The sequence below is a fragment of the Formosa algae genome (genome assembly GCF_001439665.1).
Lineage (GTDB): Bacteria > Bacteroidota > Bacteroidia > Flavobacteriales > Flavobacteriaceae > Formosa > Formosa algae.
In genome coordinates this window covers 1-22,828 of record NZ_LMAK01000003.1, presented here as the reverse complement: position 1 = coordinate 22,828, position 22,828 = coordinate 1, and the positions used below count along the sequence as shown (strand labels likewise).

The window sequence follows — 22,828 nt, the reverse complement described above, 5'->3', positions numbered from 1 at the left end:
ATATTCGTTTAGGTAATTATACGGTGGTGTAATTATTTTATATTTTTGACAATAACGTAGAATTAATTACAAGAACATGTATCAAGCAAATAGTGATAGATATAATACGATGCCGTATAGACGGTGTGGAAAAAGCGGATTAGTACTACCTCCCTTATCGTTAGGGTTGTGGCATAATTTTGGAGATGTAGATAAGTTAAGTAATGGAAAGCAAATGTTGCATACTGCTTTTGATAAAGGTATTACACATTTTGATTTAGCGAATAATTACGGGCCGCCTCCTGGCAGTGCAGAATCTAATTTTGGTAGTATTTTTAAAGAAAGCTTTGTGCCTTATCGCGACGAGCTTATTATTTCTACAAAAGCAGGATATAGAATGTGGCCTGGTCCTTATGGAGAATGGGGATCTAAGAAATATTTGGTCTCTAGTTTAGACCAGAGTTTACAACGAATGGGCTTAGACTACGTCGATGTTTTTTATCATCATCGTCCAGATCCAAACACGCCTTTAGAGGAAACTATGGCTGCCTTAGATTTAATTGTACGGCAGGGGAAGGCATTGTATGTTGGTATTTCAAATTATAATGCAGAAGATACTTTAAAAGCATCGCGGATATTAAAAGATTTAGGAACCCCATGTTTAATTCATCAACCAAGATACAATATGATGGATCGTTGGGTTGAAGATGGGCTTTTAGAAGTGTTAGGAGACGAAGGTATAGGTGCAATTGCATTTTCGCCATTACAACAGGGTATTTTAACGTCTAAATATTTAAAAGGCATTCCAGAACAATCCCGAGCTGCAAAGTCTACAGGGTTTCTTCAAAAAGAAACCATTACTAAAGCCGTATTAGCACAAGTTACACAGTTAAATGCTATTGCAGAAAAGCGTAACCAAAGTTTAGCGCAAATGGCTGTGGCGTGGTTATTAAAAGATGATAGAATTACTTCTGTTTTGGTAGGTGTAAGTAGTGAATCACAACTACTAGATAATTTAGGTGCACTTGATAATTTAGAGTTTTCTGCATCAGAATTAGAGGCTATTGAATCTGTTTTACAATCATAATTTTACAAAAATATCGGGCTATTACATATTAATAACTAAATTTAGACTTCAACCATAAAAGTTATTAATTATGAAAAAATCATTTGTTTATTTATGTTTTATTGTTTTTGCATTTGTGTCTGTAGATATTGAAGCGCAAAGTATTAAACTGCCCTCGCCAGAGTTTTCGACAGATTTACTCTCGGCATTAAAGCCAGGTAGTGATTCTGGATTAGCTTCAGACGTTAGTTCTAAAGTTGAAACAGAAAATAAAAGTTTTGTTAGCGATGTTGTAGGAATTATGGGAAGTTCTGACGACGATGATGCTAAAAAATCTAAAATCGCCAGTCGAAAAAAAGAACGTGAAGGCGTTTTGGGTAAGGCCTTTGGAAATGATACGGCTTTATCGTCTTATAAAAAGCAAGTCAATTCTAAAATCAAGCCTTTTAAACGAAAATATAAAATGGCAAGTTTAATATTTTAGGCATAAAAAAATCCCTTGTAAAGTTAATACAAGGGATTTTTATTATTTATACTATTGTTACTAATTATTTAGTTTTCATAGCGTCATTTGCAGCTTTAGTCGCAGCATCTTTAGTGTCTTTTGCAGCACCTTCTACAGCACTAGAAGCATCATCTACAGCTTTACCAGCGGCATCTTTAGCATCAGTTGCAGCACCTTCAACAGCATCAGCAGCGTTGTCCATTGCTTCACCTGTTGCATCTACTGCACCGTCTACTGCTTCACCAGCATCATTAGCAGCTCCTTCAATAGCTTCACCTGTTGCATCAGCAGCATCGTTTACAGCGTCTTTAGTGTCTTTTGCAGCACCTTCTACAGCATCAGCAGCATCATCCATTGCTTCACCTGTAGCTTCAGTAGCGCTTTCAGCTTTTTCTTTTACGTCTCTACAAGATGTGAATGTTGTTCCTAAAGCAAACACAAGGGCAGCACTTAAAATAATTTTTTTCATAATTTGAATGTTATAGTTATTGTTAATTTTCAAGGGCCAAGGTAATAACTTCTTAGAAATCATCATATTTAAAATGTTAATTTCTTCTAAATTTTAGTTAAAAATGAGAATATTTAACTTTTTTTGCTTAAATGGAGACGTATTATACTTACAGCGCCTTTATTTTTGTTAATATATAAAGCATTTTTAGCCCCAGCTGTTTTTCTGAAATTTTCGTCTTCAATAAGTTTGTTAACTATTTGATTTAATTGGGTTTGATTGCTAACAGAAAATAAACCTTCGTGATCCAACATGGCTTTAGCTTCTGGAAATTTATCGAAATGATTACCAATAATTATAGGTGCTCCAAATACTGCGGGTTCCAAAGTGTTGTGTAATCCTGTTGTGCCTATTGCTCCCCCCACATATGCAATGTCTGCATAATTATAGATTTTCGTTAATATACCTATCGTATCAATTATAAAAACGGTTGCGGTAGAGCGTGTTTTATTTGCTTTTTCTGAAAACAATACAGTTTCTACTTTTAGACTGTTTTTTAGTTGAGCAATCTGATTTGGCTTAATGTTATGTGGTGCAATAATAAATTTTACATCTGCTGCCGCTTCATTATTAATATAGTTAACTAATAATTTTTCGTCTTCAGGCCAAGTACTTCCGGCTATAAAACATAATTTGTCTTGTTTAAATTCGGCTATAAAATTTAACGTATTGTCAATTTCTAATTGATTGGCTACGCGATCAAAACGTGTGTCTCCAGATACGCTTACGTTATTATAGTTTACCGATTCTAATAATTGTTTAGAAGCTACGTTTTGGGTAAAAATATGTTCGAAAGCAAATAATGCATCTTTCATAAATGTACCATAGCTTTTAAAGAAAATCTGCTCTTTTCTAAATAATGCGGAAATTAATATGGCTCTGCCTTGTCTGCGTTTTAATTCCTTTAAAACATTCGGCCAGATATCATATTTTACAAAAACCGTAAGTTCTGGGTGAACTAAATCTAAAAATCTATGCGCATTACTTTTAGAGTCCAAAGGTAAATACACAACACAGTCTGCAAGGGGAGTATGTTTTCTAATCTCGTACCCAGAAGGCGAAAAGAAAGACAGTATAACTTTATGGTTGGGATATTGTTTTTTTATTTCGGAAAAGACCGGGAGACCTTGTTCGTACTCACCTAAAGAGGCACAGTGAAACCAAAGTGTGTTATCTGTAGGTAAAATATTGTTTTTTAATTTATCGAAAGTTTCTTTACGGCCAAGCACACCAGATTTAATCTTTACATTGAACAGACCAATGAGTTGAAGTAAATAATTCGCTAGGAAAATGCCAATATTGTATATAATTCTCAAATTAAAAAGCTTTAGGGCAAAAATAGGATTTCTTTGGCATAATTTGATTGGTAAACGTTGCTGATTTTCGTAATTTCGTGTGCTTAATGTTCCAAAAGGATTTATTAATTTTCATGGTTCATATACTTCGAAGTAATGAACCTTAATTTCTTTTTTATGAGAAAAATTCAAATGGTTGACTTAAAAAGTCAATATGCTAGAATAAAGGATGTTGTAAATGATTCTATTCAAGACGTTTTAGAAACTACAGCATTTGTAAACGGACCAAAGGTTCACGAATTTCAGAAAAATTTAGAACAGTATTTAAATGTAAAACACGTTATTCCTTGTGCTAATGGTACAGATGCGTTGCAAATTGCAATGATGGGATTAGGATTAAAACCTGGAGACGAAGTTATTACAACAGATTTTACGTTTGCAGCTACAGTTGAGGTGATTGCACTCTTGCAATTAACTCCAGTTTTAGTAGATGTAGAGCCAGATACTTTTAATATAGATATCGATGCCATTAAAAAAGCAATTACACCAAATACAAAAGCTATAGTGCCTGTGCACTTATTTGGGCAGTGTGCTAATATGGAAGCTATTATGGAAATAGCAGAAGCAAATAATTTGTTTGTAATTGAAGATAATGCTCAAGCTATAGGTGCAAATTACACCTTTAAAAACGGAACTAAAGTAAAAGCTGGTACTATTGGAGATGTTGCTGCAACTTCTTTTTTCCCTTCTAAAAACTTAGGTTGTTATGGAGATGGTGGAGCCATTTTTACAAATAATGATGAATTAGCTCATACCATTCGTGGAATTGTTAATCATGGGATGTACGAACGTTATCATCACGATGTGGTAGGTGTAAATTCTAGATTAGATGCCATTCAAGCTGCTGTTTTAGGTGCTAAATTACCAAACTTAGACACTTATAATAAAGCGAGAATAGAAGCTGCAAATAAATACGATGCTGCTTTTAAAGATGAAAAACATATTACAACACCGTTTAGAAGTGGAGCAGAAGACAATCACGTATTTCACCAATATACTTTAAAAGTAACAGGCGTAGATCGTGATGCTTTGGCTAAGTTTTTAAATGAAAACGATATTCCATGTGGTGTGTATTATCCAATTCCTTTACATAACCAAAAGGCCTATTTAGACGACCGTTATAACGAAGCAGATTTTAAAGTTACTAATCAGTTGGTAAAAGAAGTTATTTCTTTACCTATGCATACAGAATTAGACGACGACCAGATTGAATATATTACTACAAAAGTAAAATCATTTATCAATGCGTAAAATATTAGTTACTGGAGGCCTTGGATTTATAGGATCTCATACCGTTGTAGAACTTCAGCATGAAGGCTATGAGGTGGTTATTATTGATAATCTTTCAAACTCATCTCGAGATGTGTTAAAAGGAATCACCGGAATTACTGGAAAGGAACCCCTTTTTGTAGAGTTAGATTTGAAAGATAAACAAAGTGTTCAAGACTTTTTTAGAACGCATAATGATGTTGATGGTGTAATTCATTTCGCTGCAAGTAAAGCTGTTGGTGAAAGTGTTGGAAATCCGCTTTTGTATTATGAAAATAATCTAAATACATTAGTCTACGTTTTACAAGAGTTAAATAAACTACAAGCTGCTAATTTTATTTTCAGTTCGTCTTGTACGGTTTATGGTCAAGCAGACGAATTACCCATTACTGAAAATGCACCTGTAAAACCAGCCGAGTCTCCATATGGAAATACGAAGCAAATTGGTGAAGAAATTATAAAAGACAGTTGTAAAGTAAGTCCGAATTTAAAAGCGATTGCTTTACGCTATTTTAACCCTATTGGTGCTCACGAATCGGCACTTATTGGAGAGCTACCAATTGGAGTCCCTTTAAATTTAGTTCCTTTTATTACTCAAACTGCGGTAGGTTTACGCGAACAATTGTCTGTATTTGGAGACGATTATCCAACTACAGACGGAACATGTGTGCGTGATTATATTCATGTTGTAGATTTAGCTAAAGCGCATGTAATAGCATTAAAACGCTTGTTAGATGGTAAAAATACTACTAATTTTGAAGTGTTTAATCTAGGTACAGGCACGGGAAGTACCGTTTTAGAGGCTATTAAGTCTTTTGAAAAGGTGTCTGGAGAACACTTAAATTACAAAATTGCTCCACGTCGCGAAGGCGATGTTGTTGCGGCATTTGCAGATACAGAAAAAGCCAATACAGAGTTAGGTTGGACGTCTGAATTAACCTTAGATGATGCTATGAGATCGGCTTGGAAATGGGAGAAAAAAATAAGAAATAAGTAAATTAATTAGTGTTAATTTAATAAAGACCTTCTTTGCTATTTGCAGTAAAGAAGGTTTTTTCATGTTTAGAAGTAAGATTTTACTTATGTTTTTTACCGAATTTTGATAGAGTATTTTTAAAGGGATTCGAAAATCGTTGAATATAATGTAATTCTATAGTTAAATGATAGGGTAATGATTAGTAATCTAGTTTTTTTGTATGCGTTTCATTATCTTTGACTTATAATGAAATATGATATTATGAAATTGATTACGGTAAAACGAGAAACCAAAAATGAAGCACGATTTACACCTAAAATGGGTGTGTTGCAAACCAAGGTGACTTATATTAAAATGTTGTTTTTAAATATGCCTTTTAAAACACTGCATAAATACAGAGAAACGTATTACGGAGAAATTAAAGATTGTGAAGATTGTCTCCTAAAAGCATAATAAAATAAAAAAGCCTCAAGAATTTATCTTGAGGCTTTTTTTATGCGTTTTGTTTTGCGTTTTTAGTCGTTATAAAATTGGAGTAGAGTAAAAGCCCCATGCCCAACATTACAGACATGTCTGCAACATTAAACACTCCGGTTTTAAATACACCTCCTAAATCAATATGGAAAAAGTCGGTAACAGAACCATACAAAATTCGGTCATACACATTAGCAATTCCGCCACCAATAATACATGCAAATCCAAATACAGAATATTTATCTAAAGCCTTATTGGTTAAAATGTAATAGGTTACGTACCCTAAAACAGCTATAGGTAATATGAGTAAAAAAATACTTTTTAACGTCGGATTTAAATCGCTTCCTAAACTTAAAAAAGCACCTGAATTCTCTACATTGGTTAAAATAAATAAATTTCCAAGTAATTCTGTGGTTTCGTAAGGTGCTACATAAGCTCTGACCAGGAATTTAGAAATCTGATCGAGTGCAATATTTATAGCTATTAATCCTACAATGAATTGAGTTCTAGAAAGCTTCATTAATTTGCAGACGTTTCAAAAGTTGCAGAAGCAGTTTCAGCAGATCTATCAATTTTTTTAACTAATCCTTGTAGTACTTTTCCAGGGCCAACTTCAGTAAAATGTGTTGCTCCATCAGCAATCATTTGTTGTACAGATTGTGTCCAACGTACGGGAGCTGTAAGTTGAGAAATTAAATTAGCTTTTATTTCATTCTCATCTGTTATAGCAGTTGCCGTAACATTCTGATAAATTGGGCAATTAGGTTTGCTAAATGTTGTGTTTTCTATTGCAGCAGCTAATTCTTCACGAGCAGGTTCCATCATAGGAGAATGAAAAGCACCTCCAACAGGCAATATTAATGCACGTCTTGCTCCAGCAGCTTTTAAGGCTTCACAAGCTGCTTCTACAGCTGTTGTTTCTCCAGAAATAACTAATTGTCCTGGGCAGTTGTAATTTGCAGCTACTACAACACCATCTATAGATGCGCATACATCTTCCACAATTTTGTCTTCTAAACCTAATACAGCAGCCATAGTACTTGGTGCTAATTCACATGCTTTTTGCATGGCTTGAGCACGTTGAGACACTAATTTTAAACCATCTTTAAAGGTTAAAGCGCCAGCTGCAACTAAAGCTGAAAACTCTCCTAAAGAATGCCCTGCAACTACATCTGGTTTAAAGCTATCTCCTAATCCTTTTGCTAAGATTACTGAGTGTAAAAATATAGCAGGTTGCGTCACTTTAGTTTGTTTAAGATCTTCTGCACTACCTTCAAACATAACATCTGTAATAGGAAATCCTAAAATTGAATTTGCTTGTTCAAATAATTCTTGTGCGTCTTTAGAGTTTTCGTATAGATCAAGTCCCATTCCTGAAAATTGGGCACCTTGACCAGGAAATATATATGCGTTCATAGTTTTAATTTTAAAAATGTAAAAATAAGAATAATATTTAGATTATAATTTTTTGTGTGTTTAGCTATGCTATCAGATTATAGTCACCTGTTACATCATCGTGTTTTATAATTAACCTAATGTATTCGTGTTGTGTTATAATCCTATTACAGCAGCTTCTGCGCAACGTTCTCCATCCATAGCTGCCGATATGATACCACCAGCGTAACCACCACCTTCACCGCAAGGATAAAGTCCTTCAATTTGCGGGTGTTCCAGTTTCTCTGTTCTAGGAATACTTACGGGTGAAGAGGTTCTAGATTCTACACCAATAATATTGGCTTCTTCGGTATAATAGCCTTTCATTTTTTGTCCGAAAGATTCAAACCCTTTTCGTAAACTCTTTCCAATTAATTTTGGTAATAACGAATGTAAAGGCACACTTTTTATGCCAGGTTGATAAGATGTCGGATTTAAATCTGAAGATAATCTGCCTTCTACAAAATCGGTTAGACGTTGTGCAGGTGCAACTTGACTTCTACCCCCAGATGTAAAGGCTAATTTTTCTAAGTCTTTTTGATATTCTAAAGCTTTAAGCGCTCCAAATTGTTCGTATTTATATAAATCCTTATCAGCATTAATTTCAACAACAATTCCAGAGTTAGCGAATTCGTTATTTCGTTTTGAAGGCGACATACCATTCACCACAACTTCGCCATTTGCTGTTGCAGCAGGTACAATAAATCCGCCAGGACACATGCAAAACGAATAGACGCCACGTCCGTTTACTTGTTGAACCAAACTGTAAGCAGCGGCGGGTAATAATTCGCTTCGTTCTCCACTACAATGGTATTGTATTGAATCTATAATATGTTGCGGATGCTCTACACGTACGCCCATGGCAAACGATTTGGCTTCAATAGCCACCTTCTTTTTATCTAATAAATAGAAAATATCTCGTGCAGAATGTCCTGTTGCTAAAATTACGCGCTCTACAGCTAATTCTTCTCCATTAATTAATTGAATGGCTTTAATTTTATTATTGGTAATCGTAAAATTTGTGACACGCGTTTCAAAATGAACTTCTCCACCGTATTTTAAAATGGTTTCTCGAATATTCTGAACCACTTTAGGCAGTTTATTAGTTCCGATATGCGGATGCGCATCGACCAAGATTTGATCTGTAGCGCCGTGATAGACTAGATTCTCAAATATACGACGCACATCGCCACGCTTTAAACTACGGGTATATAATTTTCCGTCTGAATACGTACCAGCACCACCTTCACCAAAACAATAATTAGAGTCTTCATTTACATGATGATCTTGATTTATGGCTTTTAAATCACGACGTCTATCTTGTACGTTTTTACCACGTTCTAAAACAATAGGTTTAAATCCTAATTCTATGCAACGTAAAGCGGCATACATTCCAGCAGGACCAAAACCAATAATATGGATAGGTTTTGCTTTAGAAACATCTTTGTATTTGAATGTGTAAGAAGAGCTTTCTGGAAGTGGTTCGTTAATATAAACCGCAACTTTATAGTTGAAAACTATTGCAGGTTTTCTAGCATCGATAGATTTTCGAAGCACTTTTATGCCTGTAATTTTTTCTTTTGGGATATCTAACAATTTAGCAGATTTCCACAATAGGGTATTTTGCTGTTTAGATTCTTCTACAAGAGATACACGAAGCTGGATTTCTTTTATCATGTTGCAAATTTACAGAAATTTGCAGATAATGAACTTGTAAAGTTTACAATATCATATTTTGATTTTCGAACTTATAAAGAATAGTTTTTATATGCGTTCGTAGGTTAAAAATGAAAAGGCATAATCGTTTTGTTCGTCTTTAGGATGATAAATATTCTGGATTTCTCTCCATTCGTTAAGGTTTAGCTCAGGGAAATGTGTGTCGGCTTCAAAAGCTTCATGCACTCGTGTTAATTCAATTTTATCTGCAAATGGGAGTGCTTGCTTATAAATTTCGCCACCACCAATAACGTATGGGTGTTTGTCTTCTAAAGCGGCATCTAAAGCGTCTTCCATGTTGTGTACCACAATAACTCCATGAGGAACTTTGTAGTTTTGCTGATTGGTAACAACAATATGAGTACGATTAGGTAGTGGTTTTGGAAAACTCTCAAATGTTTTACGTCCCATAATAATACAATGTCCAGACGTTAACGATTTAAAGCGTTGTAAATCGTCACGCAAGTGCCAGATTAATTGGTTGTCTTTACCAATAGCATTGTTTTCTGAAGCAGCAACGATTAGAGTCAGGTTCTGTTTTTTACTCAATTTTTTTTTTTCAATCGCAGGAACTATTGCAGGCTCGTTATCTGGTAGTTTTGTTTTTAATTTTTCGATCCCTTCTTTTTGTTTTGCAACCAATTTATCTAATTGGTGTTGTTGCCAAGTAGGACCCATAAACCTGTTAATCACAAACACATTAAATGCATGGTATATTAAAATTAACAACCAAAATCCTACAATAAATATAAACCAATCCTTGCCTAATGGTTTATATGTTTCACCTATGTGAAGTCCTAAATTGGCAATAATTAATGCCACAGATCCAATTAAAAACAGAATAAAATGTGTGTATAAGCTCTTTTTTTGCTTAATACGTTTTTGTGCATTTTTTATAAGCTCCAATTGCTCTTTGTCAATCTGAGGTGTTTTCTTTTTAGTACCGAACATAGGTTATTAAGTGTTTGTAGAGTAAAAATACTATTTCTACATCAATATTTGAAATTTTTGTAAAAATGATATTAAATAGAAGTAAAAAGTTTAATAATAATTTGAAAAAGTAACATTTTAATTTAGAACATTAAGTTTAATTTAATTCTTTTTTAAGAAAAACATAATTATTTGTTAGCTAGGGGATTATTCGTTTGATAATGGCTAATAGTTTCTTACTTTTATATTAATTAAAAATAGAATTTATGGCAATTTCAAAACAATATTTAAAAACGAAGCCTGTTTGTAAAGTTACTTTTACAGTACCTGCAGAAACTGCAGAAACAGTGGCTGTAGTTGGGAGTTTCAATGATTGGGATCACAAAGCTACTCCATTAAAAAAGTTGAAAAACGGAACGTTTAAAGGCGTTGTTAGTTTGGATACAGATACTAGCTATGAGTTTAGATACTTAGTAGATGGTGAGTTTGTAAATGAAATTGATGCAGACGAACAAGTTTGGAATGATTTTGCTGACGCAGAAAATAGTGTGTTAAAAATATAGTAAATAAAAAGGCATTTCTAAACTTAGAAATGCCTTTTTATTTATACTGATACTACACCTTTTATATGCGGATGCGGATTATAATCTACTAAAGTAAAATCTTCGAATTTAAAATCGAAGATGTTTTTTACATCTGGATTTATAATCATTTTTGGTAACGGTTTTGGGTCTCTACTTAATTGTAGTTTAACTTGCTCAAAATGGTTGCTATAAATATGTGCGTCTCCGAAAGTGTGTATAAACTCTCCAGCTTCGTAACCGCAGACTTGAGCCATCATCATGGTTAATAATGCATAAGATGCAATATTAAAAGGCACACCTAAAAAGATATCTGCACTACGTTGGTATAATTGGCATGATAATTTTCCGTTTGCTACATAAAATTGAAAAAAGGCATGACACGGTGGTAATGCTGCTTTTCCATTAGCTACGTTGTCGCTAAAGGATTTAGACGTGTCTGGTAATACTGATGGATTCCATGCAGAAACAAGCATGCGTCTGCTGTTAGGATTCGTTTTTAAGGTTTCTACAATTTCTGAAATCTGGTCAATGTCATCACTATTCCAATTACGCCATTGGTGTCCATACACAGGACCTAAATCACCTTGTTTATCTGCCCAAGCATTCCAGATTTTTACGCCATTTTCAGTTAAATAATTTATGTTAGTATCGCCGTTTAAAAACCATAGCAATTCATAAATAATAGATTTTAAATGCAATTTTTTAGTGGTAACCATAGGGAAGCCTTCACTTAAATCGAAGCGCATTTGATGTCCAAATACACTTTTTGTTCCTGTTCCTGTGCGATCTCCCTTCTCGTTTCCAGTTTCTAAAACATGCTTAACGAGGTCTAAATATTGTTTCATTTTAATCTAATTCTGAATGTGACAAAAGTATAAAAATACGTGCTAAAAACGGCAAGCGTGTGTAGTAAATGTTAGCCAATAATCATACCTGCAATAGTAGCAGATAATAACGAAGCTATAGTCCCACCAATAAGTGCACGAATTCCGAACTCTGAAAGTGTTTTTCTTTTACCTGGAGCTAAAGATCCTATACCTCCAATTTGGATTCCAATAGATGCAAAATTTGCAAAACCACATAACATATATGTGGCCATGATTATAGATTTTTCGTAATGAAAATGTATGGGTTTAGTGACATCTTTTAATTCTGCTAATTGCATATAGCCTATAAATTCACTCGCTGCAAGTTTAATTCCTAATAATTGTCCCATGAGTGCCATGTCTTGTTTGGCAACACCAATAATCCACATTAACGGAGAAAACAAATAACCAAGAATAAATTCTAAAGAAAACATTTTATATGGCGTGTTTTCAGCAATCCAAGAGTTAAAGCCTCCAATTAGACCTATTTTTCCAAAACCGTAATTAATCATGGCTATAAAAGCCACAAAAACTAATAACATAGCACCAACATTAGCTGCTAGTTTAAGTCCTTCTGTAGTTCCGTTAGCAATAGCGTCTAAGATGTTAGAACCTATGTTTTCTTGAGATACTTCCATCTCTGAACTAATTTTTTCCTGTTGCGGATACAACATTTTAGAAATTACAATAGCACCAGGTGCAGCCATTACAGATGCTGTTAGTAAATGCTTGGCGTAAAATATTTTTAAAGCTTGATCTTCTCCTCCTAAAAATCCGATGTAAGCGGCAAGAACTCCTCCGGCTACTGTGGCCATTCCTCCAACCATAACAAGCAGAATTTCTGATCTTGTCATACGTTCTAGGTAAGCTTTTATCATTAAAGGCGCTTCTGTTTGTCCTAAGAAAATATTACCTGCCACACTTAAACTTTCTGCTCCAGAAATACCAAGTAATTTAGTTAATACCCATGCCATTCCTTTTACAACTATTTGTATAACACCTAAATAAAATAACACCGATGTTAATGCTGAAAAGAATATAATAGTAGGTAAAATTTGAAATATAAAAATAAATCCAAAACTGCTAACATCCATCATGCTTCCTAATAGAAACTCACTTCCTGCTTGGGTAAATTCTAATATTTTCACGAATATTTTTCCAACAAATTCGAATGCGTTTTGAGCAAATTCAATTTTTAATACAGCTATAGCAAGTAAGGCTTGTGCGCTTAATCCAGCTCCAATAGTTTTCCAGTTAATTGCCTTTCTGTTACTACTTAGTAAGTAACAAATCACTAACAAAACAATCATACCTAATAAACCGCGTAATAAACTATTTGTTGAGAATCCTTGACTAGGAATAATCGCATCTTTCTCTGAAGTCGCTATGGCGCTAGGAGAAACAGCTATTGAAGTTTTAAATGAATAAGTGTTTGCGTTTTTATTAAAGACTAAAGTAGAGTCTGTTAATTCAGAAATTTTATAGTGTTCAATATCATCTGTAGGTGTACTGTAATAGAAAACTAACAAATTATTTTGAAGCATATAGTCTCCTGTAGCTGTAGTTGTATTTTCGCCAGAAGCTTTAAATTCTCCATTTTCAAACTTTAAAGTTTCAAAAGTTGTATTTGCCGTTTGTGTAGAATCTTCTATTTGGGGTTCAGACTGTTCTAATTGCCATAGTTTTTCTATGCTTTGCGCGTGTGCACTGTTAAATAATCCGAAAAAAATAAGAGCAAGGGCAAATAAAAGGTGTTTCATACTTTTAATAGGGCTTTATCGTTTCGAGATTTCATCTCGAATTTTGGCTGCTTTTTCGTAGTCTTCATTCATTACTGCGTGTGCCAGTAATTGATTTAATTCCTCTAAAGTTTTTGATTGATAGCTGTCTTTTGGAGCAGGCGTTTCAAGGTCTTCAGAAATCAAATCATCGGTAAGTACATCATCAGAATGAGAACTGTCGTGTTCTTTTTCAGGATTTACTTTTAAATAAATTCCTGCTTTGTCTAAAATGTTTTTATAAGTAAATATAGGTGCTTGGAATCTTAGTGCTAATGCAATAGCATCACTAGTTCTTGCATCAATAATTTCCTCAACGTTTTCGCGTTCGCAAATTAAGCTTGAATAGAATACACCATCTACTAATTTATGAATAATGACTTGTTTAACGGTAATATTAAATCTGTCAGAAAAATTCTTAAATAAATCGTGCGTTAATGGGCGTGGTGGCCTAATTTCTTTTTCAAGAGCTATGGCAATTGATTGTGCCTCGAATGCACCAATAACGATAGGTAATTTGCGATCACCATCTACCTCATTGAGTATTAAAGCATAAGCGCCATTTTGCGTTTGGCTATAGGAAATACCTTTTATATTTAGTCTAACTAAACTCATAAATTTAAAAACACAAAAGACTGTTTAAATTAGGACTTTACCAAACCTATTCTACATTTTTTGTTTTAAACAATGGGTAAAAATAGGCGAACTCCTTTAAATTTTATTAAAAATTTGAAGGGTAGGAGTCTTTTAAACAGTCTTTTTATTAATACAATTTAAAAAAAATTAAGCGTTTTGCGCTTTAAAAGCTTTTAATTTTTCGATTAGCTGAGGTACAACTTCAAATGCATCTCCAACAACACCGTAATCTGCAGCTTTAAAGAATGGTGCTTCAGGGTCTGTGTTAATCACTAATTTAACTTTAGAAGCATTAATTCCTGCTAAATGTTGAATAGCCCCAGAGATACCTATCGCAATATATAAGTTTGCTGCAACGGGTTTTCCGGTTTGACCTACGTGCTCGCCGTGAGGTCTCCATCCTAAATCTGAAACAGGTTTAGAGCAGGCTGTAGCACCTCCTAAAACATCGGCTAAATCTTCAATCATTCCCCAATTTTCTGGACCTTTTAAACCACGACCACCAGAGACTACGATGTCTGCATCTGCTATAGTGACTTTATCTGTAACCTTATCTACAGATTCTACATGTACGCCGTTATCTGGAATAGATGGTGAATAATGTGTAACTTCTGCTTCTGTAGCATGTTCTTTTATTCCGAAAGAATTATTAGATAATCCAACTAATTTAATTGATGTACTAATACTTGTTTCGTTAAATGCTTTATTTGTAAATGCTGTACGTTTAACGGTAAAAGGGGATAAGTTTGTAGGCAAGGCAACAACATTAGAAGCGTAACCTGCTTTTAACTCTATAGCTAATAATGGTGCTAAATATTTACTATCTGCACTTGAGCTTACAATAACAACTTCCGAGCCTTCTTCTGCAGCGGCTTGATTAATTACATTTGCATAAGATTTGGCGTTAAAAGCATCTAATTTGCTATCCTGAACATTTAATATTTTTGTCACGCCGTAGGTTCCTAAAATAGAAGGATCCTTTGCGTTAATTGATATTGCTGTAACAGAAGTACCTAATTGATCGGCAATAGCTCTAGCATAAGACGCTACTTCGAAAGCTACTTTTTTATATGTTCCTTGTTCTGATTCTGTATATACTAAAACTGACATAATGTTTTTAAGTTTTTAATTTCAATACAAATTAATATTTGGTCTTGAAATGTGATTAAATGACTTTGGCTTCTGTGTGAAGTAATTGTACTAACTCGTCTAAATTGTCTGGAGACACAAGTGTTACGGCTCCTTTAGGCGTTGGTTTTTCAAATTTTACAGAAACGGTTTCTGTTGAAGCTTCAATAGGTTCTAAAACCGTTAGAGGTTTTTTACGAGCCATCATGATTCCTCGCATATTTGGAATACGTAAATCACTTTCTTCAACTAGTCCTTTTTGTGCACCTATAACTAAAGGGAGCGCTGTAGTAACGGTTTCTTTTCCGCCATCAATTTCACGAATAGCTTTCGCATTTGTGCCATCTATTTCTAAACTAATACAGGTGTTTACAAAGTTTGCATCTGTTAATCCTGCAAGCATACCTGGTACCATGCCTCCGTTGTAATCTATAGATTCACGACCTGCGATTACTAAATCGTAAGCGCCGTCTTTTACAACTTTTGCTAATTGTTCTGCTACGGCAAAGCCGTCTAAAGCCGGTGTGTTAACACGTATTGCGCCATCTGCACCAAGTGCCAATGCTTTACGTAAGGTTGGTTCGGTTTCTGGTCCTCCAACATTTACAACATCTACTGTAGCGCCTTGTTTTTCCTTAAACCACATGGCACGTGTTAAACCATATTCGTCGTTAGGATTAATTATAAATTGTACACCATTGGTATCAAATTTAGTATCTCCTTCTGAAAAATTTATTTTTGAAGTCGTATCTGGAACGTGACTAATACACACTAAAATTTTCATAATATTTGTTTGTTTTAAATAAGTATGGTTCTATTTGGATACGAAGTTATTGAATTTTATTTAAATTTTACTATGCATGCATAGTAAAATAATCAAAAAAAGAGTTAAAAATTGCTAAATGTGGAATTTAGAGGGCTGTAAGGAAAAAAGATTGCTAAGGAAGTGTTAAAGGAATAAGAACACTAATTATATTCAGAAACGTTTTTGTATGAATTAAAATTCTAATTATACAGAGTACTATAATGTATACTATAAATTAAAGCATGTCATGACTTCTGTAATTGTATTAACGGCTTCTTTGAAATTCATTAATACTTATAAAGTTGTTTTTGTTTTTTGGAGCTTCTAGAACAGTGTTTTTATCATTGAAGACTTCTATTTCTTCAAATTTAACGAGTACACTTTCATTGTTTTTAAGTTCTAATATTAAACCAGGTAATCCATTAAAATATCCAGGACCATCATTAAAAGGGATCTCTTCTGTGTACCATGCTGTAGTATGGGTTTTTCTGCCAAAAAGAATTTTTTCTGTTGTCGCTTTTTTACACGTGTAACCTAATATAATTTTTGTTTCATCATGTAGTGTCCAATTAAAAGTAAGATTATGGTCTTTAATACTGGTATGTTCCGTAATTAAATCTCTGTTTTTTCGAGAAGCTTCTAACCGATACACATCGTTGGTGTAATCTTTATATGTTATTAGTTTATGAGGTTTTAAACTTATGCTTGTGGTTTCTTGGAATTGCCCTAGTGATTCGGGATGACTAATAAATTTCACGTCTATAGCTGTTTCTTGTACAGATATTAATTCTTGAATAGATTTATCATTAGAATAGATATAACTACTGTAACGTGGGGTTTTTGCTTTTTCTGATAATTCTGTCACATCTGTGGCCTTTTTCATTTTTATTTTCAATTTAATGAATTAATAATAATTCTTTTATTGAAAGTTTTCTATTTATTGTTATTTTTGTGGTCTTATAAAAAATGATACATGAGAACAATTCAATTCAGAGAAGCGATTTGTGAAGCCATGAGTGAGGAAATGCGCAGAGATGAGAGCATATACTTAATGGGTGAAGAAGTTGCTGAATACAACGGTGCATACAAAGCATCAAAAGGAATGTTAGACGAGTTTGGTGCAAAACGTGTTATCGATACTCCAATTGCAGAATTAGGTTTTGCAGGTATAGCTGTAGGTTCAACAATGACTGGAAACAGGCCAATTGTAGAGTATATGACCTTCAACTTTTCGTTAGTAGGAATTGATCAAATTATAAATAACGCTGCAAAAATTAGACAAATGTCTGGTGGGCAGTTTAAATGTCCAATCGTATTTAGAGGACCTACTGGTTCTGCTGGACAATTAGGTGCTACGCACTCTCAAGCATTCGAAAGCTGGTTTGCAAATACACCTGGTTTAAAAGTAATTGTTCCTTCAAATGTATATGACGCTAAAGGTCTTTTAAAAGCTGCCATTCGCGACGACGATCCAGTTATTTTTATGGAAAGTGAGCAAATGTACGGTGATAAAGGTGAAGTGCCAGATGGAGAATATGTTCTACCAATTGGTGTTGCCGATATCAAGCGTGAAGGTACAGATGTAACAATCGTTTCTTTTGGTAAAATTATTAAAGAAGCTTACAAAGCTGCAGACGAGTTACAAAAGGAAGGTATCTCTTGTGAGATTATCGACTTACGTACTGTTCGTCCATTAGATATAAATGCCGTATTAGATTCGGTAAAGAAAACAAATAGATTGGTTATTTTAGAAGAAGCATGGCCATTTGGAAACGTATCTACAGAGATTACGTACCAAGTACAAGCTCAAGCTTTTGATTATTTAGATGCTCCAATAGTAAAAATTAATACTGCAGATACTCCTGCTCCTTATTCTCCAGAATTATTGGCAGAATGGTTACCTAACAGCAACGACGTTGTAAAAGCTGTTAAAAAGGTAATGTATAAGTAAACTGCATTTATCACATATTTAAAACTTCATCAACATGATTTATTGCTGATGAAGTTTTTTTTTAACTATGAAATTAAGACTTAGCCTCCTATTATTACTTTTCGGATTCCTATCTGTTCTAGCTCAAACAAAAGTTAGCGGTTATGTCTTTGATGAAAATAACGAACCCGTAGCTTATGCTAACGTTATTTTTAAAGGTTCTTCTCAAGGTACTATTACTAACGAAGAAGGACGATTTTATATGGAATCAGATTCCGACTGGGATACACTTTCCATCTCATTTATTGGGTATATAACTCAAAATCTTCCGCTACCTAATAAAATTAATTACAATTTAAAGGCTGTGTTAGAAGAAGAAACTGCACAACTAGACCAAGTTGTTATTGTTGCAGGGAAACAACCTAAAAAGAATAATCCCGCGATCGATATTTTGAGAAAAATATGGGAACATAAACGCCGTAATGGACTTCGTAAATTCGATCAATATGAATACGACAAATACGAAAAAATAGAATTCGACTTAAATACCATAGATAGCGCTTTAGTAAAAAGTAAGATTTTTAAAGGCATGGAATTTATTTTTGAATCTGTAGATACATCTAACGTGACAGGAAAAACGTACTTGCCTATTTTTGTGAATGAATCTGCAAGTAAAGTATACGGAGATAACGTTTCTACGAATGAGCGTGAAGTCCTGAAAGGAAATAAAATGTCTGGATTTAGTAATAATCAATTCATTTTAGATTTTATAAAAGATTTGTATTCTCAATACGATGTGTACGATAATTACCTGAAATTTTTCGATAAAAGTTTTGTAAGTCCCTTGTCTAAAACAGGGATAAATACCTACAATTATGTTTTGGCAGATAGTTCGTTTATAGATAATAAATGGTGCTATAATATTATTTACTATCCGAGACGTAAAAATGAGCTGACATTTAAAGGTGATTTTTGGGTGAACGATTCTACGTTTGCCATCAAGAAAATAAACATGCAAGCTTCTAGAAGTGCCAATATAAACTGGGTAAAAGAGATTTACATAGAGCAAGAATTTGATGTATTAAACGATTCTATATTTCTTATAAAACGCGACTACTTTATGTCGGATTTTGCCTTTAAGAAAAAAGAAAAAGCTAGAGGTGTCTACGGAAAACGTACCACACTTTACGATAATTATGTATTCGATAAACCTAAAGCCGATAACTTTTATAGCGAACAAGTTTTTGAGTATAATGAGGACACTTATAACCGAGATGATGAATTTTGGGACGCCAATAGATTAGAAACCCTAAGTAAAGACGAAAAAGGGGTGTATAAAATGTTAGATACACTACAAACGGTTAAGAAGTTTAAACGCTTGTATAGTGCCGGAACTATTTTGGCATCCGGATATGTAGAGTTGGATGAACTTAATATGGATTACGGTCCCATTTTTTCTAGCTTTGGATATAACGAAGTAGAAGGATTGCGTATTCGTGGTGGTGGACGAACCTATTTTGGAGCTAATGACCCCTGGCGAATTGAAGGCTTTGGAGCTTATGGTTTTAGAGATAATAAAATTAAATACGGAATTTCAGGTAAATGGTTAATCGATAAAGAAAATCGTTTTATTGTTTCTGGAGGTCATCGTAAAGATATCGAGCAAATCGGGGCAAGTTTAACTACATCTACAGATGTTTTGGGTCGAAGTTTGGCATCATCAGCTTTATTTGCAAAAGGCACCAACGATAAATTAACGAATATTGAACTTACCAGTTTAGCTTTTGAACTAGAACCTATAAAGAATGTGGTGTTTCGATTAGGAGCAGATTATAGAACATTAGGTTCTGCGTCTGATGCGTTTAATTTAGATTATTATACAGATGATAGTTATACCGAAATAGCGTCTGAACTTAAACAATTTGAAACCGCTTTATCTGTAACGTATTTCCCAAATAGAAGGATGACTGGTTATGGTGTTGAACGCTCTCGAGCAAATGATAATTTTGCAACCTTATTTGCGCAAGTTAGTCGTGGAGAAAAGAATGTGTTTAATAGTGATTTTGATTATACTAAAATGCAATTCTCTTACACACAACCATGGCAAATTGGTGGGTTTGGAAGATTATTAACTACGATTGAAACAGGGAAAACATTTGGAGAAGTTCCGTTAGGATTATTAAGTGTAGTGCCAGGTAACCAAGCGTATTTTTCAATCTATAATACCTTCTCGCAATTAAATTATTACGAGTTTATTACAGATACATATGCCTCTGCACATTTAGAACACAATTTTAATGGTCGTTTGTTTTCTAGAATTCCTTTTCTAAGAAAATTAAACTTAAGAGAAATTGTAGGTTTACGCGGTGTTTGGGGAGAAATTTCAGATGAAAATATTGCATTAAATGCATCAAATGTAGCGTATAATGCACCAACAGATAAAGTGTATTATGAATATAGTTTTGGTATAGGAAATATTTTTAAAGTATTCAGAATAGATTTCAACTTTAGAGGAAATTATCTAGATAATCCAGATGCACGAAGTTTTGGAGTTACGGGTAGTTTTGGTTTTTATTTTTAGTTTTGTGCTCTATTTTTTCAATTATAATCAATTTACATCGTTATAATTATTATTTCTGAAATCAATTCCTTTTTTGGTTGCCTATAATTATAGTCTTCAGTACATTTACCATAATAAACACAGTAAATATGAGTCAAAAAAAGCAAGAAACTTTCGATGTTTTAATCGAAATTCCTAAGGGAAGTAGAAATAAATACGAATACGATTTTAAACTACATAAAATCAGATTCGACAGAATGCTATTTTCTTCAATGATGTACCCTGGAGATTATGGTTTTATACCTGAGACTTTAGCGTTAGATAAAGATCCATTAGATGTGCTTGTATTAGGACATCAGCCAACATATCCAATGACTGTAATGGAAGTTAGACCAATTGGAGTGTTCCATATGACAGATGAAAAAGGACCTGATGAAAAAATTATTTGTGTACCAGTTTCAGATCCAATTTGGAATAATAAATCAGACATCGCAGATTTAAATCCACACCGTTTAAAAGAGATCGAACACTTTTTCCAAGTTTACAAAGATTTAGAGAAAAAGAAAGTAGATACTGGAGGTTGGAGTAATGCAGAAACAGCGATACAAGTCTACCATGAATGTGTAGAACGTTATAATAATAGCGAGCACAAAGAAAAAGGAGACTTTAAAATCTAATTTTTTAGTAAAAAAATAAAAAAACCACATTTAAACTGACAAATGTGGTTTTTTAGTATCTGGTATTGTGGTATTTTTATGACTATGTAAATTAATAACCTTTTTAATTATAGTTTAAGTATGGAATATCTAATAAAATTTTTACCGCTTTTTGGTGTGCTCGCACTAATTTTCGTTTTTCTTAAAAGCGGATGGGTTTCTAAACAAGACGTAGGCGACGAAAAAATGTCGCGTATCGCCAAAAATATAGCCACTGGAGCCATGGCTTTCTTAAAGGCTGAATACAAAGTTTTAGCCATTTTTGTAGCTGCTGTAGCTACCTTATTATACTTTAAAGGCGTATCTGAAGTTGGATCCAGTGGGATTGTAGCAATTTCATTTATTGTTGGAGCCATTTGTTCTGCATTAGCAGGATTTATTGGAATGAAAGTTGCAACTAAAGCAAATGTGAGAACAACTCAAGCAGCAAGAACCTCTTTAGGGAAAGCATTAGAAGTTGCTTTTGCTGGTGGAGCTGTTATGGGCTTAGGTGTTGTAGGTTTAGGTATATTAGGATTAAGTAGTTTATTCATGATATATCAAAATATATGGCCAGGTGCAGATAACTTAGCGATGGTATTAAACGTGCTTTCAGGGTTTTCTTTAGGAGCATCATCTATAGCATTATTTGCTCGTGTTGGTGGAGGTATTTATACTAAGGCAGCCGATGTAGGTGCAGATTTAGTAGGTAAAGTTGAGGCTGGTATTCCAGAAGATCACCCTTTAAACCCAGCAACTATTGCAGATAACGTTGGAGATAATGTTGGAGATGTAGCTGGTATGGGAGCAGATTTATTTGAATCGTATGTAGGTTCTATTATTGGTACTATGGTATTGGGTGCTTTTATTCTTACACCAGAATTTGATGGTTTAGGAGCCGTGTACTTACCTTTAGTTTTAGGAGCTGTTGGAATTGTAATGTCTATATTAGGAACGTTCTTTGTTAAAGTTAAAGATGGAGGAAATCCGCAAACAGCATTAAATATCGGAGAATTTGGTTCAGCCGGATTAATGGTTATAGCTTCTTATTTTATAATTAAAACATTAATTCCTGAAACTGTTGCAGGTTTACCTTTCGGTTCTTGGGGTGTTTTTATGGCAACTGTTGCTGGTTTAATCGCTGGTTTAGGTGTAGGTAAAATCACTGAATATTATACAGCTACAGGTAAAAAACCCGTAATGTCTATTGTTAAGCAATCAGATACTGGTGCAGCTACAAACATTATTGCTGGTTTAGGTGTAGGGATGATGTCTACAATGATTCCTATTTTATTAATCGCCGCAGCAATTATGATTTCTCATTATTATGCAGGATTATATGGTATTGCCATTGCAGCTGTTGGAATGTTAGCAAATACAGGAATTCAGTTAGCTGTTGATGCTTACGGACCAATTTGTGATAATGCCGGAGGTATTGCAGAAATGGCAGAACTACCTAGTGAAGTACGTGATCGTACAGATAAATTAGATGCTGTTGGTAATACAACTGCTGCTGTAGGAAAAGGATTTGCAATTGCTTCTGCAGCTTTAACTGCTTTGGCACTTTTCGCAGCCTTTATGAAAACAGCCAATGTAACGGCTATCGATGTGTCTAGACCAGATATTATGGCGGG

The 22,828-nt window shown here is 34.0% G+C and carries 22 protein-coding genes; 10 read left to right on the top strand and 12 right to left on the bottom strand.

Translation table 11 applies throughout. The features are described 5' to 3' along the window. Positions 1-109: 109 nt before the first annotated feature. Both AST99_RS00315 and AST99_RS00310 read left to right on the top strand, forming a co-directional pair. On the top strand, positions 110-1,066 hold the full coding sequence (locus tag AST99_RS00315; protein ID WP_370875279.1) for an aldo/keto reductase: 957 nt from the start codon (positions 110-112) through the stop codon (positions 1,064-1,066). 70 nt (positions 1,067-1,136) lie between these two features. Continuing rightward, complete coding sequence (locus tag AST99_RS00310) at positions 1,137-1,529, top strand: hypothetical protein (protein ID WP_057777941.1); 393 nt, start codon at positions 1,137-1,139, stop codon at positions 1,527-1,529. A gap of 64 nt (positions 1,530-1,593) precedes the next feature. Here AST99_RS00310 and AST99_RS00305 read toward each other — a convergent pair whose 3' ends face one another. Together AST99_RS00305 and AST99_RS00300 are read right to left on the bottom strand one after the other, a co-directional pair. Beyond that, complete coding sequence (locus tag AST99_RS00305; protein WP_069727773.1) at positions 1,594-2,019, bottom strand: hypothetical protein; 426 nt, start codon at positions 2,017-2,019, stop codon at positions 1,594-1,596. Between the two features lie 113 nt (positions 2,020-2,132). Then, positions 2,133-3,374 (bottom strand): 3-deoxy-D-manno-octulosonic acid transferase, encoded by a 1,242-nt coding sequence (locus AST99_RS00300; protein ID WP_057777939.1) that lies wholly within the window; start codon positions 3,372-3,374, stop codon positions 2,133-2,135. A 156-nt stretch (positions 3,375-3,530) separates the two neighbouring features. On the opposite strand from AST99_RS00300, the gene AST99_RS00295 reads away from it, so the two are divergent. The 3 genes from AST99_RS00295 (at position 3,531) to AST99_RS00285 (ending at position 6,111) form a co-directional block, all read left to right on the top strand. Then, positions 3,531-4,664: a DegT/DnrJ/EryC1/StrS family aminotransferase gene (locus AST99_RS00295; protein WP_057778021.1), complete on the top strand. Its 1,134-nt coding sequence runs from the start codon at positions 3,531-3,533 to the stop codon at positions 4,662-4,664. Continuing rightward, a complete protein-coding gene (galE, locus tag AST99_RS00290; protein ID WP_057777937.1) occupies positions 4,657-5,679 on the top strand; it encodes a UDP-glucose 4-epimerase GalE in 1,023 nt (340 codons plus the stop codon). The genes AST99_RS00295 and galE overlap by 8 nt, the downstream gene beginning before the upstream one ends. Positions 5,680-5,919: 240 nt before the next feature. Then, positions 5,920-6,111, top strand: coding sequence for a hypothetical protein (locus tag AST99_RS00285; RefSeq protein WP_057778020.1), 192 nt, complete (start codon positions 5,920-5,922; stop codon positions 6,109-6,111). A gap of 40 nt (positions 6,112-6,151) precedes the next feature. Here the strand turns inward: AST99_RS00285 and lspA are convergent, their stop codons facing one another. The 4 genes from lspA to AST99_RS18395 all read right to left on the bottom strand — a co-directional run bounded on the left by lspA (position 6,152) and on the right by AST99_RS18395 (position 10,233). Next, positions 6,152-6,652: a signal peptidase II gene (gene lspA, locus AST99_RS00280; protein ID WP_057777935.1), complete on the bottom strand. Its 501-nt coding sequence runs from the start codon at positions 6,650-6,652 to the stop codon at positions 6,152-6,154. Further along, on the bottom strand, positions 6,652-7,548 hold the full coding sequence (fabD, locus tag AST99_RS00275; protein ID WP_057777933.1) for an ACP S-malonyltransferase: 897 nt from the start codon (positions 7,546-7,548) through the stop codon (positions 6,652-6,654). Before fabD ends, lspA begins: the two co-directional genes overlap by 1 nt. A gap of 135 nt (positions 7,549-7,683) precedes the next feature. After that, positions 7,684-9,243 (bottom strand): NAD(P)/FAD-dependent oxidoreductase, encoded by a 1,560-nt coding sequence (locus AST99_RS00270; protein ID WP_057777931.1) that lies wholly within the window; start codon positions 9,241-9,243, stop codon positions 7,684-7,686. Between the two features lie 87 nt (positions 9,244-9,330). Continuing rightward, positions 9,331-10,233 carry a dihydrofolate reductase gene (locus tag AST99_RS18395; RefSeq protein ID WP_057777929.1) on the bottom strand — a complete coding sequence of 301 codons (903 nt, stop codon included), beginning with the start codon at positions 10,231-10,233 and terminating at the stop codon, positions 9,331-9,333. A gap of 245 nt (positions 10,234-10,478) precedes the next feature. On the opposite strand from AST99_RS18395, the gene AST99_RS00260 reads away from it, so the two are divergent. Further along, entirely contained in the window at positions 10,479-10,775 is a 297-nt protein-coding gene (locus AST99_RS00260; protein WP_057777927.1) for an isoamylase early set domain-containing protein, read from the top strand. A gap of 41 nt (positions 10,776-10,816) precedes the next feature. Here AST99_RS00260 and AST99_RS00255 read toward each other — a convergent pair whose 3' ends face one another. The 6 genes from AST99_RS00255 to AST99_RS00230 form a co-directional block, all read right to left on the bottom strand. Continuing rightward, the gene (locus AST99_RS00255; protein WP_057777924.1) at positions 10,817-11,641 is read right to left on the bottom strand and encodes a thymidylate synthase; all 825 of its coding nucleotides are present in this window, start codon (positions 11,639-11,641) and stop codon (positions 10,817-10,819) included. A 71-nt stretch (positions 11,642-11,712) separates the two neighbouring features. Continuing rightward, complete coding sequence (locus tag AST99_RS00250) at positions 11,713-13,422, bottom strand: nucleoside transporter C-terminal domain-containing protein (RefSeq protein WP_057777922.1); 1,710 nt, start codon at positions 13,420-13,422, stop codon at positions 11,713-11,715. Between the two features lie 15 nt (positions 13,423-13,437). Next, positions 13,438-14,055, bottom strand: a complete 618-nt coding sequence (locus tag AST99_RS00245; RefSeq protein WP_057777920.1) for a bifunctional nuclease family protein — start codon at positions 14,053-14,055, stop codon at positions 13,438-13,440. A gap of 168 nt (positions 14,056-14,223) precedes the next feature. Next, on the bottom strand, positions 14,224-15,186 hold the full coding sequence (locus AST99_RS00240; RefSeq protein WP_057777918.1) for an electron transfer flavoprotein subunit alpha/FixB family protein: 963 nt from the start codon (positions 15,184-15,186) through the stop codon (positions 14,224-14,226). Positions 15,187-15,241: 55 nt separating this feature from the next. Continuing rightward, positions 15,242-15,988 carry an electron transfer flavoprotein subunit beta/FixA family protein gene (locus AST99_RS00235; protein WP_057777916.1) on the bottom strand — a complete coding sequence of 249 codons (747 nt, stop codon included), beginning with the start codon at positions 15,986-15,988 and terminating at the stop codon, positions 15,242-15,244. A 286-nt stretch (positions 15,989-16,274) separates the two neighbouring features. Further along, positions 16,275-16,892: a GLPGLI family protein gene (locus AST99_RS00230; RefSeq protein WP_057777914.1), complete on the bottom strand. Its 618-nt coding sequence runs from the start codon at positions 16,890-16,892 to the stop codon at positions 16,275-16,277. Positions 16,893-16,982: 90 nt separating this feature from the next. On the opposite strand from AST99_RS00230, the gene AST99_RS00225 reads away from it, so the two are divergent. The 4 genes from AST99_RS00225 to AST99_RS00210 form a co-directional block, all read left to right on the top strand. Next, a complete protein-coding gene (locus tag AST99_RS00225; protein ID WP_057777912.1) occupies positions 16,983-17,960 on the top strand; it encodes a pyruvate dehydrogenase complex E1 component subunit beta in 978 nt (325 codons plus the stop codon). Positions 17,961-18,027: 67 nt separating this feature from the next. Then, the gene (locus tag AST99_RS00220; protein WP_057777910.1) at positions 18,028-20,520 is read left to right on the top strand and encodes a DUF5686 family protein; all 2,493 of its coding nucleotides are present in this window, start codon (positions 18,028-18,030) and stop codon (positions 20,518-20,520) included. A gap of 128 nt (positions 20,521-20,648) precedes the next feature. After that, entirely contained in the window at positions 20,649-21,176 is a 528-nt protein-coding gene (locus AST99_RS00215; RefSeq protein ID WP_057777908.1) for an inorganic diphosphatase, read from the top strand. Between the two features lie 120 nt (positions 21,177-21,296). After that, positions 21,297-22,828: V-type H(+)-translocating pyrophosphatase (locus AST99_RS00210; RefSeq protein WP_057777906.1), on the top strand; the 1,532-nt coding region annotated here is incomplete at its 3' end.

Excerpts from the sequence above, each read along its gene's own strand:
- AST99_RS00245 (WP_057777920.1), bottom strand. The coding sequence starts at position 14,055 with ATGAGTTTAGTTAGACTAAATATAAAAGGTATTTCCTATAGCCAAACG.
- AST99_RS00225 (WP_057777912.1), top strand. The coding sequence starts at position 16,983 with ATGAGAACAATTCAATTCAGAGAAGCGATTTGTGAAGCCATGAGTGAG.
- fabD (WP_057777933.1), bottom strand. The coding sequence starts at position 7,548 with ATGAACGCATATATATTTCCTGGTCAAGGTGCCCAATTTTCAGGAATG.
- AST99_RS18395 (WP_057777929.1), bottom strand. The coding sequence starts at position 10,233 with ATGTTCGGTACTAAAAAGAAAACACCTCAGATTGACAAAGAGCAATTG.
- AST99_RS00270 (WP_057777931.1), bottom strand. The coding sequence starts at position 9,243 with ATGATAAAAGAAATCCAGCTTCGTGTATCTCTTGTAGAAGAATCTAAA.
- AST99_RS00310 (WP_057777941.1), top strand. The coding sequence starts at position 1,137 with ATGAAAAAATCATTTGTTTATTTATGTTTTATTGTTTTTGCATTTGTG.
- AST99_RS00215 (WP_057777908.1), top strand. The coding sequence starts at position 20,649 with ATGAGTCAAAAAAAGCAAGAAACTTTCGATGTTTTAATCGAAATTCCT.
- galE (WP_057777937.1), top strand. The coding sequence starts at position 4,657 with ATGCGTAAAATATTAGTTACTGGAGGCCTTGGATTTATAGGATCTCAT.
- AST99_RS00295 (WP_057778021.1), top strand. The coding sequence starts at position 3,531 with ATGAGAAAAATTCAAATGGTTGACTTAAAAAGTCAATATGCTAGAATA.
- AST99_RS00230 (WP_057777914.1), bottom strand. The coding sequence starts at position 16,892 with ATGAAAAAGGCCACAGATGTGACAGAATTATCAGAAAAAGCAAAAACC.
- AST99_RS00255 (WP_057777924.1), bottom strand. The coding sequence starts at position 11,641 with ATGAAACAATATTTAGACCTCGTTAAGCATGTTTTAGAAACTGGAAAC.
- AST99_RS00260 (WP_057777927.1), top strand. The coding sequence starts at position 10,479 with ATGGCAATTTCAAAACAATATTTAAAAACGAAGCCTGTTTGTAAAGTT.
- AST99_RS00315 (WP_370875279.1), top strand. The coding sequence starts at position 110 with ATGCCGTATAGACGGTGTGGAAAAAGCGGATTAGTACTACCTCCCTTA.
- AST99_RS00235 (WP_057777916.1), bottom strand. The coding sequence starts at position 15,988 with ATGAAAATTTTAGTGTGTATTAGTCACGTTCCAGATACGACTTCAAAA.
- AST99_RS00220 (WP_057777910.1), top strand. The coding sequence starts at position 18,028 with ATGAAATTAAGACTTAGCCTCCTATTATTACTTTTCGGATTCCTATCT.
- AST99_RS00240 (WP_057777918.1), bottom strand. The coding sequence starts at position 15,186 with ATGTCAGTTTTAGTATATACAGAATCAGAACAAGGAACATATAAAAAA.
- AST99_RS00305 (WP_069727773.1), bottom strand. The coding sequence starts at position 2,019 with ATGAAAAAAATTATTTTAAGTGCTGCCCTTGTGTTTGCTTTAGGAACA.
- AST99_RS00250 (WP_057777922.1), bottom strand. The coding sequence starts at position 13,422 with ATGAAACACCTTTTATTTGCCCTTGCTCTTATTTTTTTCGGATTATTT.
- AST99_RS00285 (WP_057778020.1), top strand. The coding sequence starts at position 5,920 with ATGAAATTGATTACGGTAAAACGAGAAACCAAAAATGAAGCACGATTT.
- lspA (WP_057777935.1), bottom strand. The coding sequence starts at position 6,652 with ATGAAGCTTTCTAGAACTCAATTCATTGTAGGATTAATAGCTATAAAT.